Below are 15,481 nucleotides of genomic sequence, written 5' to 3' on the forward strand. Positions count from 1 at the left end.
ATAGAGGGCTTCCCACCACCCGTATGACAGATTATCTGGATGGATTTCAGTATTCCTATCTAGAAGATGGAAGCACATGTTCTACATGTAGAACAGAATCTGCATATGAAATACAGGCCTACTCGAAGGCTATTGGTCCAATAATTTCAAAACCTAAGTGGAACCTAGATTTTGTACCTACTTCGGAAGGACTTTACAGTTTCACGGAAAACCGTTATATTTACCAGTATAAGGATCACTTGGGTAATGCAAGGGTGAGCTTTGCCAAAAACAGCGTAGGTGCTCTTGAAGTTACTGATACCAATAATTATTATCCGTTTGGATTAAACCATATTGGAGGATCTTCTTCAAACATTGGAAGTTACCACAGCTATAAGTACAATGGCAAAGAGCTTCAGGAGACTGGGATGTATGACTATGGTGCAAGGATGTATATGGCAGATCTGGGAAGATGGGGCGTTGTGGATCCGCTGGCGGAGAAGTATCCAGGATGGTCAACCTATGTTTATGTTAATAATAATCCTCTTAAATATATAGATCCCACAGGTATGTATCTTGAATTAGGATACTTGTTAAAAAAAGGAAATGAAGAGCAGTATAAAGCTTTTGTTTTATTTGCTAAAACGAAAGATGGTCAAGCATTTCTAAGTAAATTCATGGAAAAAGGACAGAAAATATCTTACGGTGGGAAAACTGTATTTGAGGCCAAAAATGATGGTGAATATCATAAAGAGGGTGTTAATTTAGTATATAATGTTAGAAATAATGAAGAAACAGGAAGTCATACTTTAATGCAAAGAACAACAGACAGAAGAGGAGAAAGGAATATTGTTGTTAGTTTATCTAGAAAACCACATGGTACATCGGGAAGTAATATGTTTAATACGGTGGGACATATTGCGCATGAATCTTTTTTCCATGCAGAAGATGATGCAGAAGACTTTTTAGATGATGGATATTCAAATAACTCAACTTTACCTAAGGAATATAGACAATATGATAATGTTCTAGGGTCACAAAATGCAGATCATTACTATATTTCTAAAGAATATATTAAGAACCCAGAAAGCACGAATGTTAATAAAGTTTATAATGTTTTAAAACAAGCTAATGAACAATTAAAACTTAAACTTGGAAATACTCAAATAAAGACGCAGGTTTGGAATTTTGATGGATCATTGGTAAAAGTAAATAGAGATGGAAAAGAAGAATATAATGCTAAAAAGTAGTTGGACTTTTTTACTCATTTGCTTAATGTTGTCAGGATGTGGTAAAAAAGAAATAGAATTTATTGAAATAACTGAAGGACGTAGTACGAATCCATCAGAGCCTAGAATAGGAATAAAAGTTACATCTAACAATGACTTATATTTGTGTAGAGAGATAATTATTGACGGAAGAAAAACTGAAAGATACATATATTATAAAAATATTGAATCTGTTAATTTTGAAAAATTTAAAAAGGATATTGTTGATAATTTTGAAACAAAAATAGACCCCACTTATATTAAAGCCAGCGATGCAAAATATTACCAATTGTTTTACAAGGTTTCGTCAAAAGTATATAAATCAAGGTTTATTGAAAGTGATTTAACAGACGTACAAAATAAAGTATTATTTGAAATAATAAATTTATCTAAATTGAGAAATTATAAAGAGATACCGAAATATGAATTTTCAAAAGAGTTGTTACAGGAGAAGCTTCCTCAACCCCCACCTTTATAATCTCTGCTGAGCTCATGACAGGAAGTACCTGGCTTTCGTACGATTGTATCGTGTGGCAGAAACAAGACCATCGCAATTGCGATGGTTTTTTATTTTATAATGCTACTGCGTTTTTAGCAAAAAAATCTTTAAATTTTTGCTAGTAATTATTTTATTTATCATTTTAAAAATCATGAGCTTAAAGACAAGGGTTTTGTATTTTTTCCTACTGCTGAGGGTATTATGATTATAAAAAAGATCAGTATATTTACCAGTATAAGGATCACCTTGGAAATGCAAGGGTAAGTTTTGGTAGAAACAGCGTAGGAGCTCTTGAGATAACAGATACCAATGATTACTATCCTTTTGGGATGAATCATTTGAAAACGGGAATTCGTTTTAAGGGTTCTTACAAGAACTATAAGTATAACGGTAAGGAGCTGCAAGAGACGGGTATGTATGATTATGGTGCAAGGATGTATATGGCTGACCTTGGTAGATAGGGTGTTGTTGACCCACTAGCGGAACAATATCGTAGATGGTCACCTTACAACTATGCTATGAACAATCCAATCCTTTTTATTGATCCTGATGGTCGAGGTACAGAAAGCACTCATACAGATAAATTTGGAAATGTAGTGAAAGTTATAGAAGACGGAGATTTAGGGATTTATCGTCATAACGGTAATACTAAAGAAACCCAACAGGAGCTTAATCAAAAATATTCGAAAGATAATACCTCGGGAGGTGGTGAGAGAATGGGAAGAACACTTGTTTGGAATTCATTTACTCAGTTTGATGGAGATAAAACACCAGCAGGTAAAATAAATTTTGGTTCTTACCAGGCAAGAGACTGGCTTAATAATTTTAGTGATGCAGTCTCTAAAGATACTGAGGCCAATGGAGGATTTGTAGCAAGGATGAATTATGCCTGGAATGGCGGCGGCGATAAATTTGATTATAAAACACAAAATGGAGGTGGGTTGTACGCTGGTTCACAAATAGCAGAGGGGATATACATTTCAGCCAGAGATGTTGGAAATTTTGCGGCAGGTAGGGCAGCTGCAATAACAGGACAAAATAAAATGGATTTCATGCTGAATGCAGGAGGGTTTAACATATCGAGGAATAGTAAAATGGGGTTTATATTTAACAATTCACACTGGAAAAATGAAGCCCAAAAAGAAGATTTTCCTGCTTATGGAGAACATTTTAACTCCAATCTATTTCAGCGTTTAGGGTATGAAAATGTAACAACAGCTCAAGGAATGATCAAAAAAAGCAAAATAATATGGGGGGACAAAAAATAAAAAGTATCTATTTGCTTTTACCATTATTGCTATCACTTATAGGATGTGGAAATTCCAATTTTGATAAATTGGAAGGCACCGGTTTTTCTTATCAAATAGGTGCAGGCAAAACAGATATAGTGCGTGTTAGATATACTACTGATGAAGGAGCACCTACAATACAACTTTTTGATACAGAAGGAAATTTTAAACAACAGGCTACCATTACTCCTTATAGTGGTTTAAAGTTGACCTCAGTAAAAAACGACACTATACAAATAACCTATATTACTGGAGAAAACGACCAGATGTTTTTAAATTGGTTTAAAAGAATTAATTATATTAATCCTACTCGCATAGGCAATTACTCGATCCGCTATAATTATGAAATACGAAATGAATATAATATAGATCAAGATTCACTACACGTAGATTCATTATATATTGATAAGAATACACAAATGATGTCCTTATTTTTAAAACAAAAATTAATAGCTAAAAAGCCGATGTATTTGTTTATGATCAGGTCTTCTGACATTGCACTCTACGACCCATTAAATAAATCAAATATACCCTATACATTTGCAGATAATAAAAGTATTGTTGAGGAGTATCTTAAAAAAGTTCTTGCTTTGTATTAATAAGGGGGCTCGCACGATTGCAACGTGTGACATAAATAACTAGGTGACTAGTTTTATAATTCAAATAGATTTAAATCAGAGTAGGATTTTTCCTATTCTGATTTTGTTTCTGTATAGTAGATAAATTAAATTGTAAAACTACAAAAAAAGAGCAGGACATAATCCCACTCTTTTTTATTAAATATTTAAAAATGATTGTTTTATCTTTCAATCAGAATATTCCTTACAATACTTTGTCCATCTGCCTTTAAAATTCCAAGATATACACCATTTTCTAATGTGGAAACATTAATTTTTGTTTCATTATCTACCTTAAGCAAAGACCTCCCAGTTAAGTTGGTAATTTCAAAGCTGAAATTTTTGGCCTTAAGATCGGATAGCTCAATATTGAGAAGATTATTTGCTGGGTTGGGGTAAAATTTTACTGATTCCAGTGTATTGGTAGATGCTGTTTTATTTGCTGTCAAGGTAACAGATGCAGACGCAAAATGTTGTAAAGCTCCTACAGTAGCCTTTCCAATTTTATACACATATACTGGGTCGACATTGGCAAAAGTATCCTTTGAAGTGTGAGGGTAGTTGCTTCTTATTCTTTCAAAAAATCCGGTGATAACTTCACCTTTCTGTTCAAAAGGAATATAATCTGTATCCTCAGCAGGATCTACTTCAGTGAGTAGAGTAGAGTAAAGTGCAGTACAGTTTCTAAGCTGTTGTGTTACAGAAGCAGAAGCCGCATTGTTGCTGGAAAGTCCTCCCATGTCTTCATCACAATACACCGTATTATTGTTATTGCCTTTTACACCTCCAACCTGATCAAGATTAAAGACCATTTTAATATCCAATTTACGTACGCCTCCCTGATATACAACATTATTTACGTAATGACTGCTTCCTATCAATCCTTGTTCCTCACCAGAAAAGTGGATAAATTTGATGGAATATTCTGTAGGTACATTTTTCAAGATTCTGGCTGCCTCTAAAATAATAGAAGTTCCACTTCCATTATCATTCACTCCAGGGCCATTAATCGTATCAAAATGTCCGCAAATAATCACATATTTGTTTGGGTAAAGTGTTCCTGTTTTTGTAATGATAAGATTTTTGGAAGTGGCAGATCCGTAGGTAAAAGGACTCTCTTCAATTTGACTGGCAGTATATCCGTAAGAGGTATATTTGTTTTTAATCCAGTTTAAAGCATTCGTATTGGCAACTGTTCCGGTTTTTTTAATACCAAAACTACCGAAATCCTGAAGATTGGCAGTAATGTTGGCCTGGGTTACCATATCAGCCCTGTCTTTATAAGTCTGGATAAAAGATTGTGCTACCATGCCCTGAATCATTAATGAGGTACATAATAATGTAGTAAATTTTTTCATATTATTTATTTTAGTTTGGTATTGCGAATGTAGTAATTAAATCACAATAAAGTGTTTAATATTTTATGGATAACATAAATTTTTAATACTAAAATAGAAATAGAGGTGATTGAGAAATGGATAAAGTATTGATTTATAATTATTCTCTATAATAATAAAAAAGCCCTTGAATTACTTCAAAGGCTTATATTTTTCTAATTATTAATAATAAACTTATTTAGCTACAAGAACTTTTCTCACCACAGTCTGATCTCCAGCCTTTAAAACACCTACATAAGCACCATTTTCAAGACTTGAAACATCAATTTTTGTTTCATTTGAGGTCTTAAACAAAGAGCGTCCTTGGAAATCCGTAATCTCAAAACTAAAGTTTTTTATTTTAGAGTCAGGAAATTCAATATTTATGAGGTTCTTTGCAGGGTTAGGGTAGATGTTTATCCCTTCCAATGAATTTTTTGAAATTACTTCATGGGTACCTAATGTACCTGTAGCAACTGCAAAATGCTGTAATGCTCCCACAGAAGCTTTTCCGATATTATAAATGTATACCGGATCTGTATTGGCAAAAGTATCATTAGCAGTATGAGGAAGATTACTTCTTATTCTTTCAAAAAAACCTGTGATAACTTCACCTTTTTGTTCAAAAGGAATATAATCTGTGTCCGCTGCAGGATCAACTTCTGTCTGAAGTGGTGAATATAAAGCTGTACAATTTCTTAATTGCTGAGTGACAGCAACAGATGCAGCATTGTTACTTTGGAGTCCTCCCTGATCTTCATCACAGTAAACAATTGTATTATTGGCGCTATTGCTCATTTTTCCGCCTACCTGATCAAGGTTGAAGACCAATTTAATATCCATAACACGGGAGTTTCCCTGATACGCAACTGTGTTGGCATAGTGATAACTGCCTTTTAAACTTTGCTCTTCTCCTGAAAAATGGATAAACTTAATGGAATATTCAGTAGGAATCGTTCGGAGGATTCTTGCTGCTTCTAGCATTATAGTAGTGCCACTACCATTGTCATTGACTCCAGGGCCGTTTATGGTGTCAAAATGCCCGCAAATAATCACGTACTTGTTAGGATATACCGTACCTGTTTTAGTAATAATAAGGTTCTTCGAACTAATTCCTGAAAAACTAAATGGATCCTCTGCAATTTGATCAGCAGTATACCCATAGGAAAGATATTTGTTTTTTAGCCAATTCAAAGCGTTAGCGTTTTCCTGAGAACCGGTTGTTTTTACTCCAAAACCAGCAAATTGCTGCAGATTGGTGATAATATCCGTTTGAGAAACAGCATCAGCCCTGTCTTTATAAGCTTGAATAAAAGTCTGTGCACTAATGCTTTGTGCTATCATTGAGGTTAGTAAGAAAGCAGCGATTTTCGTCATTATTGATTATATTTCTGAATTGCTAATATAGCAATTAATTATAAAATAAAATCAATAATTTAAAGAGATAGAGTGTATTTAGTTGTTTTATTAATAATAATATAAGTTATTATGTTGTTTATCATTATTTTAATTTAAAATCTTTTCATTTAGGAGTATCAATTAATTTTTTACATCTTATTGGCTTTTTGAATGATACTTTTACGGTTAAGTATCACTTAGCTGGTGTTGATGAATTAGGGAAATAAAAAATCCCGGGCAAAACCCGGGACCTATATTGATAACAAATACTATTCTACATTATTTTACTTGATCTACAACAGCTTGGAAAGCTTCAGGGTGATTCATTGCTAAATCTGCTAAAACTTTTCTGTTAAGTTCGATGTTGTTCTTTTTAAGAGCTCCCATAAATTGAGAGTAAGACATTCCGTGCTCTCTAGCTCCCGCGTTGATACGAGTGATCCAAAGTGCTCTGAAGTTTCTTTTCTTCTCTTTTCTACCACGGTAAGCATATTGCATTGCTTTTTCTACCGCGTTTTTAGCTACAGTCCAAACGTTCTTTCTTCTACCGAAAAAACCTTTAGCTTGCTTAAAAATTTTCTTTCTGCGAGCTCTTGAAGCTACGGCATTTACTGATCTTGGCATAATTTAAATTGTTTTTTTTGAAAAGGGCGGTAACTGTTGTTACTCTTTATTAGCACCGTTTCAGGGTTAAATTGTTGAATTTGTTTTGAATTCTTATAAACCGAATATAGATTTATAAAAACTACTTAATTGCTAATTGACGTTGAACGCTTTTTTCGTCCACTTTAGCTACGTAAGAAGTAGTAGTAAGATTTCTCTTCTGCTTAGTTTCTTTCTTAGTTAAGATGTGGCTTTTGTAAGCATTTTTTCTTTTGATCTTACCAGAACCAGTAAGAGCAAAACGCTTTTTAGCACCTGATTTCGTTTTTAATTTTGGCATTGTTTTGCTTTTTTATTGTTTTTGTTATCAATATCTGTTTTGGTTACCCCTAAGGACATTAGGAATAATAGTGTGCAAAGATACAAAAAAAATCAATTCGAACTTCCATAATCTTCGATTTTATCATATCTGTATAAAATCCCACCTCTGTAAACAAGCCGCTATTGTTTTTGATTATTTTAAGAATACTCATTAAAGCTTATCGGTTTTATTAGTGCTTTCCTTTCATTATTACTCTCCGAATAATTTTTATTATAACATTGTAATCTATTCATAATGAATATCTTAAGCAATTTTTAATATCTCTGGATTAAAAACAACGTCATTAATAGCTTAGTTTAAGTACAAAAGCCACATCCTATAAAATGTGGCTTTGAAATAGTATATAATTTAAAGATTATGATTTGAAGAATGCTAAAAGATCTTTATTGATCGTTTCCGCTTCAGTAGTCGGCATTCCATGTGGGAAACCGGGATAAGAAATAAGTTTTCCATTCTTAAGCAGGGTAGCAGCTACTTTACCTGTTGTTTCAAATGGAACAATTTGATCATCCTCACCATGCATTACCAGGACTGGAATATCCACACTCTTAAGGTCTTCTGTGAAATCTGTTTCAGAAAAAGCTTTTACACAATCATAATGAGCTTTAATAGAACCATTCATACCTTGTCGCCACCAATTTCTTTGGATGCCCTCAGAAATATTGGCTCCTTCCCTGTTATATCCATAAAAAGGGAATGTGATGTCAATAAAGAATTGCGACCTGTGTTGAGCTGTATTATTTCGGATGTCATCAAAAACAGAAATAGGAACTCCATTTGGATTATTTTCATTTTGAACCATGATAGGAGTTACTGCACTCACTAAAACAGCTTTTGCAACTTTTCCATTGCCGTGTTTGGCTACATATCGGATCACTTCACCACCACCTGTAGAGTGTCCAACATGGATTACATCCTTTAAATCTAGGGCTTCTACAATTTCGGCAACATCAGATGCGTAAGTGTCCATATTATGCCCGTAAGGCGTCTGTTCTGATCTTCCATGTCCTCTTCTATCGTGAGCGATAACTCTGTAACCTTGCTCCAGAAAGAAAAACAGCTGCGCATCCCAGTCATCACTGGATAGCGGCCATCCGTGGTGAAAAAATATAGTTTGTCCTTTTCCCCAATCTTTATAATAAATCTCTGTTCCGTCTTTTAAGGTAAGTGTACTCATTGTTTCTTTTTTTAATTATTAATAAATTGATTTGATTATTATAACAAATGTATGACTAAACCTTTTTATATGAATTGATGTAAGGTAATATTGAATAAAAAAAACCTCAAATTACTTTGAGGTTTTATATTTAAAATAATGACTTAATTATTTTGCTGGTTTTTTAGGACTCATCATCATAATCATCCTTTTTCCTTCAAGCTTAGGAAGCTGATCTACTTTCCCAACATGCTCTAGTTCTTGAGCTAGTTTTAAAAGCAAAATTTCTCCCTGATCCTTAAAGATAATCGAACGTCCTTTAAAAAATACGTAGGTCTTTAATTTAGAACCTTCTTCAAGGAATTTTTCAGCATGCTTTTTCTTAAATTCATAATCATGGTCGTCAGTCTGAGGCCCGAAACGGATCTCCTTTACTACCACTTTTACTTGCTTTGCTTTAAGTTCCTTTTGTTTTTTCTTTTGCTCATATAAGAATTTTTTATATTCTAATATTCTAGCAATAAAAGGTTCTGCTTTATCAGAAATTACTACTAAGTCCAATTCTTGTTCCGCAGCAATCTGTCTTGCTTTGTCAATTGGATAAATTCCTGGCTCTACGTTATCGCCCACCAAACGAAGCTCTCTCACACGAATTTTATCGTTGATCAAGTGTAAGTCCTCCTGTACAGGACGTCTTTGTGGGCCCCTGTTGTTAAATCTTTGTGCTATTGTATTATAATTTTATTGGTTAATTTTCTATTTAAATATTTAAAAATCAAATGATTAAAAGACTATTTTACTTTAGGTAATTTTGTTTTTTAATCTTTAATAATTAAATCGCTGCTTCCTTTTTGAAGTAAGTTACGAAATCTTCAAGTTTCATTACTCCAAGATCTCCTTCACCACGTCTTCTTACAGAAATCGTGCCTTCATTTTCTTCATTTTCTCCTACTACAAGCATGAAAGGAATTTTATTCAATTCAGCATCACGGATCTTCTTACCTGTCTTCTCGTTTCTATCATCAATCTGACCGCTAATATCGTGATTTTCCAAAAATTGTGAAACTTTTTTTGAATAATCTACATATTTTTCACTGATAGGTAGAATAATAAACTGATCAGGGCTTAACCACAGTGGGAAATCTCCGGCAGTATTTTCAAGCAAGATAGCAATAAAACGCTCCATAGAACCAAATGGCGCTCTGTGGATCATCACTGGTCTGTGCTTTTCGTTATCATTTCCGATATAGTGAAGATCAAATCTTTCCGGTAGGTTATAATCCACCTGAATAGTTCCTAATTGCCATTTTCTTCCTAATGCATCTTTCACCATGAAGTCAAGTTTAGGACCATAGAATGCTGCTTCTCCGTATTCAACAACTGTTTTTAAACCTTTCTTCTGAGCTGCATTGATAATTGCACTCTCAGCTTTTTCCCAGTTTTCATCAGATCCGATATACTTTTCTCTGTTTTCAGGATCTCTTAATGACACCTGAGTAACAAAATCTTCAAAACCTAAAGATTTGAAAACATATAGCGTTAAGTCGATAACTTTTTCAAATTCTTCAGAAAGCTGATCCGGAGTACAGAAAAGGTGAGCATCATCCTGAGTAAATCCACGAACTCTTGTTAATCCGTGAAGCTCTCCACTTTGCTCATATCTGTAAACAGTACCGAATTCTGCATATCTTTTTGGTAAATCTCTGTAGCTCCATTGTGAAGTCTTGTAGATCTCACAGTGGTGCGGACAGTTCATTGGCTTCAACAAAAATTCTTCTCCTTCATTTGGAGTTTTGATGGGCTGGAAGCTGTCTGCTCCATATTTATCCCAGTGTCCGGAAGTTACATACAATTCTTTTGCCCCGATATGTGGTGACATTACGAATTCATAACCTCCTTTTTTCTGAGCATCCGAAAGGAAATTCTCTAATTTTCTTCTTAAAGCAGTACCTTTTGGTAACCAAAGTGGTAGTCCTGCACCTACTTTTTCAGAGAATGCGAATATTCCAAGTTCTTTACCTAATTTTCTATGATCTCTTCTTTTTGCTTCTTCCAATCTTTCAAGATATTCAGTAAGGTCTTTCTGCTTAGGGAAAGAAATACCATATACTCTTGTAAGCTGAGGGTTCTTTTCATTTCCTCTCCAATATGCTCCTGCTGCATTTAAGATCTTAACTGCTTTTACAATTCCCGTGTTAGGAATATGTCCTCCACGGCATAGGTCTGTAAAGTTATCATGGGTTACAAAAGTGATTTCTCCATCATTAAGATTAGTGATCAATTCTACTTTGTAAGGATTGTCTGCATATGTTTTTAAAGCATCTTCTTTAGAAACCGGATACAAAGAGAAAGTAGAACCTTTCTTTGCATTTTCAAGGAGCTTCTTTTCAATCTTCTCAAAATCTTTTTCAGATAAGCTTTCATCCCCGAAGTCTACATCATAGTAGAATCCGCTTTCAATTGCCGGACCAATGGTCAACTTAGCATTAGGATAAAACTCAAGGATAGCCTGCGCCAAAAGGTGGGCAGAAGAATGCCAGAAAGCTTTCTTTCCAAGATCATCATTCCAGGTCAAAAGTTGTACCGTTGAATCCGTGGTTATAGGCGTGGTCGTCTCTACTTGTGTACCGTTAACAATTGCGGAAATGGTATTTCTAGCCAATCCCTCGCTTATCGATTTTGCCACATCTAGAGGAGTAACTGCTCCTTCGAATTCTTTGACACTACTGTCTGGAAGTGTAATTTTTATCATTGTTTACTAAGAAATTTTAAGAGGCAAAAATACGCATTTTTTAGATAAAATACTATATTAGCATATATTTAGAATGATAATTAATATTAAAAATGAAAAAGATACTGGTTGTTTTTGTCTCGCTGAGTTCTGTATTTAGTTTTTCACAACAAAATACATCCAAGTTTTCTGTTAATTACAATAAAAATATTGAAACTTATTTTCTGGCAGAAATCCTTTCAGCAGAACACCGAAAAAATAATAAAGATTTCGAACTCTATAAAATAAAAGAATGTTCTGAATACCAGCCTATTGTAAAGAGTGCGTTATCGAAGTATAAGAGATTGAAAAACTCAGATATTGCTATTTCTACAGCTAAAATCAATGATGTTTTGCTGGAAAAATATGGTTCAGGAAACGATATTCTGATGAAATCCTTACTATACCATAAAGAATTTCCTTCCACAGAATGGCTCAATAATTATGAATATAGCAGCAACAATCTGACAAAGGAACAGAACGAAGAAATTACTCAATTAATTAAAAATTATCTCTCAGAACTTTCAAAATTTTATATTCAGGAGAACATTGAACAGTTTTTTACAGAAAATAAAAGCTTTTACAGTGGTGGAATAAAAGAGTACAGCAAGCAGATTCCGTCTGGTTTTACCAAGGCAATGGAACAATTTTATGGTGAAAGTTTTAATGCGTATACCATTCTTATTTCACCCATGATGATGTGGCCTATTGAGGATAACGAAGGGAGAGGAATTGGTACAGACGTAGTTTTAAAATCGGGACTTAAGGATATTTATGAGATTGCAAGCCCGTTTATGAAAGTTCAGAAAGAAGGACAATTTGGGTATGATAACCAGTTTCAGGCAAGATTTCTAAGCATTCATGAGTTCGGGCATTCATTTGTTAATAAAGAAGTATACAAACATAAGAGTAGCCTCGAAAAATTCAAGAACTTGTTTGAAACTTCAAAATTAAAGGAAACAATGATCAAAACAGGTGGCTATGGCGATTATCAAACGTGTGTTGCTGAGCATTTGGTAAGATTGGGGGAAATTCAAACGGCAAGAATTCAAAAAGATTTTGAAAGAGCCAAGAGACTGGAGGAGTATCATTTAAGAAATAACTTCATTTTTATTCCACAGTTAGAAGAGAAATTGAAAGAATATAATTCCAATAGAAAAAAGTATAAAACATTTGGGGATTTTGTTCCTCAGTTGTTAGAGGTTTTTGAAAATAGCAGTATTGAATTTATCAATAATGCGTTGACAAGCGACAAGAAAGAAAAACCATAAATTGCATCTAACTATGAATACAATAAACATTGACTTACACTGCGATCTACTATACCATTTACTAAGAGCAAATTCAACCATTGATGATAAAGAAATAGGCTGTTCATTACCTTATTTAAAAGAGGGAAATGTAAAGCTTCAGGTGATGGCTATCTATTCTGGAACAGGCATAGATAGTACTGTTTATGGATTAGAGCAAAGCAAATTATTTTCAAATTTGATCAAAAATGAAAACTTTTTTCTCTTTGATCATGAGAATTATAAAAATCCAGAAAATAAAAATCGGGTAGGAGTTATTGCTTCCATTGAAAATGCTTCTTCTTTTTGTGATGAAACTGAAAGTCTGGAATCTGGTTTTAAAAAGCTGGAAACCATTATCCAGAACACCCAAAAAGTTCTTTATATAGGAATTACCCATCATTTGGAAAATCGTTTTGGAGGCGGAAACAATGCTAAAGCAGGCTTGAAAGAGGATGGAAAGATATTAATAGATTATATTGCTGATAAAAAGATTGCTATTGATCTTGCTCATACCAGTGATCAGTTAGCCTATGATATTTTCACTTATATTGATCAAAAAAATTACTCAATACCAATTCTGGCAAGCCATTCCAATTACAGAACAATCTATAAGAACAACAGAAATCTGCCGGATGAATTAGCTAAAGAAGTGATTAAAAGAAAAGGATTGATTGGTCTCAACTTTATCAAAGATTATATTGATCTTGAAAACTCCGAAAGACTGTATGAGCATATCCAATACGGCCTTGATTTGGGTGGAGAAGACTGTATTGCCTACGGAGCAGATTATTTCTACTGGAAAGATCACCCGGACACCTCGCGCCATCCGTTTTTCTTTGAAGAACATTCCAATGCTTCAGTATATCCGGCAATCAATAGTGAAATTGAAAAGAGATTTTCTTCTGAATTGGTAGAAAAGATCAGCCACAAAAATGCTTTGGATTTTATAAAAAATATCTATAAATAAAATATTGTACTAGAATATTTAAGATCATTTATTCGCTCACAGATTTAGCAAATTAAGCAGTTTTTTTGTATGCCTGCGATGTCAGCTAAATCTGTGAGGGAGTATTATCAAAATAAATTATTCATTTTTTTTAGGTTTAATTATACATTAAATAAAATATTCTAATATATTTTGATATAGTATTTTACGATATTTTATTTAATGTTTTCTTTTGTACTTTACTTTCTGCTTAATAATTTCAATTACATCCACATTCTGTACTTTAGATCTGATCCATCCATGAATATCAATATAAAATAATGAACGTCTGTAATATTCATTGTTAGAGAATTCTTCCAGTTTTTTATCAAAACTTTCAAATGCTTTTTGTCTTTGATCCAATACTTGATTATTAAGATTCTTAAAAAACTGAATACTTTCAAAATGAAACTCCTCCGGCTTTTTCATTTTTTTAGCAAACTTAAGCGTGGAAGTGATAAATTCATCATAATCTTCATCATTTCCTGACTCATATTTAGACATTAAAATCAATATTCGGGTATGGAATAGCAGATCTTCCTGTACATTACCTTTCGATTCAATGACACGCATGGAATATTCAATAGCTTTCTTATACATTTTACTTCCAAAAAACATGGCAGCCATTTTAAGGTAAAGGATCATAAAATGGTGTTCATCAATTCTCTCCCGAAGCTTTTCCATTTTCAATTCAATCTCCGGAATAAGCTTTGTCCCTGTGAAAAATTCACCTTTTACAAAATGAATATTCATCAATGTGTTGTAGCGCGTTAGAAAAATAAGGGATTGAAGGTTTTCATTTTGGGAAAAGTTTTCGGCATTAACCATGGTATTAAAATCTTCAAAATTCTCCTCTAGAATATCGATATTTCCATACAGGAAAAGAATTTTCAGTAGGTAAGTATTGCCTTTTATATACCAAACAGGATGGCTATGGATCATTTCAGGATTTTTATGAAATAAATCTACCCATTGATAAGCGTATTTCAGAGTATATTTATAATCTTGCAGAAGCTGATTTTTCCAAACATGTGCCTTAAAATACCAAAGTTTTTCAGTGAAATTCAATCTGTCAAATCTGATATTTTTAATCTGAGCATTAAAAACCTCCAGAACTTCTTCCCTGTCTACACCGTTTTTTACATAGCCATGAGTTAGCATTTCACTGTATAACTTCAGAGAAAGATTAGAAAGTTTTGTGGTATATCGATTCTGTTTACTAAGCTCCTGAGATTGTCTGATTAGCTCTTCAGCTCGCCCCTCAATACTTCTTGTAATAAATTGAGATTCAATTACTTTTTCAAGATCAATGATTTCAGAGGCAATACTTTTTTCATCAAGTTCCAGTGCTGTCTGCTTCGTTTTGTCAAGAATTTTTAAAGCTTGCTTATAAAGTCCTTTTTGATACAGAATATTTGCAAAATCAAGCTGTTCCCGAAGTTGAATCCTATAATTCTGATGACTCGGATTCATGCGGAGACTTACCAGAATTTGCTTATAAAGATGTGCCTTTAAATTGGAAAGCTGCTGCTTTGTAGATATTTTTTTCTCAATGATGATAGCTTCATCATACTCTTTCATCTTGTCCATTTCAGAAAAAAGGAGTAGAAATTTGGCATCTACGTTAATACCGAGACGGTTAACATACAACTTAAACTGTCGTTTCTCAGAGGTGGTCAATGACTTTACCAATACAAACAAAAAATCTTTCTGCAATTCTGCCATTGTAAATTTTTGGAATTTAAATAATTAATTATCAATTAGATAAAACTATCTCTTCAACTATTGAATATTGTAATTTTTAGGGAAAATAAAAATTTTAAAATATTGCAAGCTGTAGTTTTGAACCAAAATTAAGTAAAAAACT

Annotated in this window: 15 protein-coding genes; 7 read left to right on the forward strand and 8 right to left on the reverse strand. The window is 33.4% G+C overall.

Annotated elements, in window-relative coordinates; translation table 11 throughout:
• From C1638_RS00005 to C1638_RS00020, 5 genes are all read left to right on the forward strand, one after another.
• Positions 1 to 1,229 (forward strand): RHS repeat-associated core domain-containing protein (locus tag C1638_RS00005; RefSeq protein WP_133247233.1); only part of this gene is annotated, 1,229 nt, incomplete at its 5' end.
• Positions 1,198 to 1,725, forward strand: coding sequence for a hypothetical protein (locus tag C1638_RS00010; RefSeq protein WP_109617055.1), 528 nt, complete (start codon positions 1,198 to 1,200; stop codon positions 1,723 to 1,725). The genes C1638_RS00005 and C1638_RS00010, both read left to right, overlap by 32 nt.
• A 350-nt stretch (positions 1,726 to 2,075) precedes the next feature.
• The gene (locus C1638_RS22725) at positions 2,076 to 2,207 is read left to right on the forward strand and encodes an RHS repeat-associated core domain-containing protein (protein WP_317047550.1); all 132 of its coding nucleotides are present in this window, start codon (positions 2,076 to 2,078) and stop codon (positions 2,205 to 2,207) included.
• 57 nt (positions 2,208 to 2,264) lie between these two features.
• Positions 2,265 to 3,014 carry a hypothetical protein gene (locus C1638_RS22730; RefSeq protein WP_109617057.1) on the forward strand — a complete coding sequence of 250 codons (750 nt, stop codon included), beginning with the start codon at positions 2,265 to 2,267 and terminating at the stop codon, positions 3,012 to 3,014.
• A complete protein-coding gene (locus C1638_RS00020; RefSeq protein ID WP_123838301.1) occupies positions 2,996 to 3,634 on the forward strand; it encodes a hypothetical protein in 639 nt (212 codons plus the stop codon). The genes C1638_RS22730 and C1638_RS00020 overlap by 19 nt, the downstream gene beginning before the upstream one ends.
• 200 nt (positions 3,635 to 3,834) lie before the next feature.
• Here C1638_RS00020 and C1638_RS00025 read toward each other — a convergent pair whose 3' ends face one another.
• The 7 genes from C1638_RS00025 to thrS all read right to left on the reverse strand — a co-directional run bounded on the left by C1638_RS00025 (position 3,835) and on the right by thrS (position 11,319).
• Complete coding sequence (locus C1638_RS00025) at positions 3,835 to 5,010, reverse strand: M28 family peptidase (RefSeq protein ID WP_109617062.1); 1,176 nt, start codon at positions 5,008 to 5,010, stop codon at positions 3,835 to 3,837.
• 213 nt (positions 5,011 to 5,223) lie between these two features.
• On the reverse strand, positions 5,224 to 6,405 hold the full coding sequence (locus tag C1638_RS00030; protein WP_109617063.1) for a M28 family peptidase: 1,182 nt from the start codon (positions 6,403 to 6,405) through the stop codon (positions 5,224 to 5,226).
• A gap of 300 nt (positions 6,406 to 6,705) precedes the next feature.
• The gene (gene rplT / locus C1638_RS00035) at positions 6,706 to 7,050 is read right to left on the reverse strand and encodes a 50S ribosomal protein L20 (protein ID WP_109617066.1); all 345 of its coding nucleotides are present in this window, start codon (positions 7,048 to 7,050) and stop codon (positions 6,706 to 6,708) included.
• Between the two features lie 121 nt (positions 7,051 to 7,171).
• Positions 7,172 to 7,369 (reverse strand): 50S ribosomal protein L35, encoded by a 198-nt coding sequence (gene rpmI / locus C1638_RS00040; protein WP_002979658.1) that lies wholly within the window; start codon positions 7,367 to 7,369, stop codon positions 7,172 to 7,174.
• 397 nt (positions 7,370 to 7,766) lie between these two features.
• Entirely contained in the window at positions 7,767 to 8,588 is an 822-nt protein-coding gene (locus tag C1638_RS00045; protein WP_109617068.1) for an alpha/beta fold hydrolase, read from the reverse strand.
• A 147-nt stretch (positions 8,589 to 8,735) separates the two neighbouring features.
• Positions 8,736 to 9,236, reverse strand: coding sequence for a translation initiation factor IF-3 (gene infC / locus C1638_RS00050; RefSeq protein WP_172625635.1), 501 nt, complete (start codon positions 9,234 to 9,236; stop codon positions 8,736 to 8,738).
• Between the two features lie 163 nt (positions 9,237 to 9,399).
• On the reverse strand, positions 9,400 to 11,319 hold the full coding sequence (gene thrS / locus C1638_RS00055; RefSeq protein ID WP_109617070.1) for a threonine--tRNA ligase: 1,920 nt from the start codon (positions 11,317 to 11,319) through the stop codon (positions 9,400 to 9,402).
• Positions 11,320 to 11,411: 92 nt separating this feature from the next.
• Here thrS and C1638_RS00060 point away from each other — a divergent pair, with 92 nt between their 5' ends.
• Entirely contained in the window at positions 11,412 to 12,608 is a 1,197-nt protein-coding gene (locus tag C1638_RS00060; protein ID WP_109617072.1) for a DUF4932 domain-containing protein, read from the forward strand.
• Between the two features lie 13 nt (positions 12,609 to 12,621).
• The gene (locus C1638_RS00065; protein WP_109617074.1) at positions 12,622 to 13,596 is read left to right on the forward strand and encodes a dipeptidase; all 975 of its coding nucleotides are present in this window, start codon (positions 12,622 to 12,624) and stop codon (positions 13,594 to 13,596) included.
• A 198-nt stretch (positions 13,597 to 13,794) separates the two neighbouring features.
• Here the strand turns inward: C1638_RS00065 and C1638_RS00070 are convergent, their stop codons facing one another.
• Complete coding sequence (locus C1638_RS00070) at positions 13,795 to 15,339, reverse strand: hypothetical protein (protein WP_109617076.1); 1,545 nt, start codon at positions 15,337 to 15,339, stop codon at positions 13,795 to 13,797.
• Positions 15,340 to 15,481: the final 142 nt, after the last annotated feature.

Origin of the sequence: Chryseobacterium oncorhynchi, from assembly GCF_002899895.1 — a bacterium.
GTDB lineage: Bacteria > Bacteroidota > Bacteroidia > Flavobacteriales > Weeksellaceae > Chryseobacterium > Chryseobacterium oncorhynchi.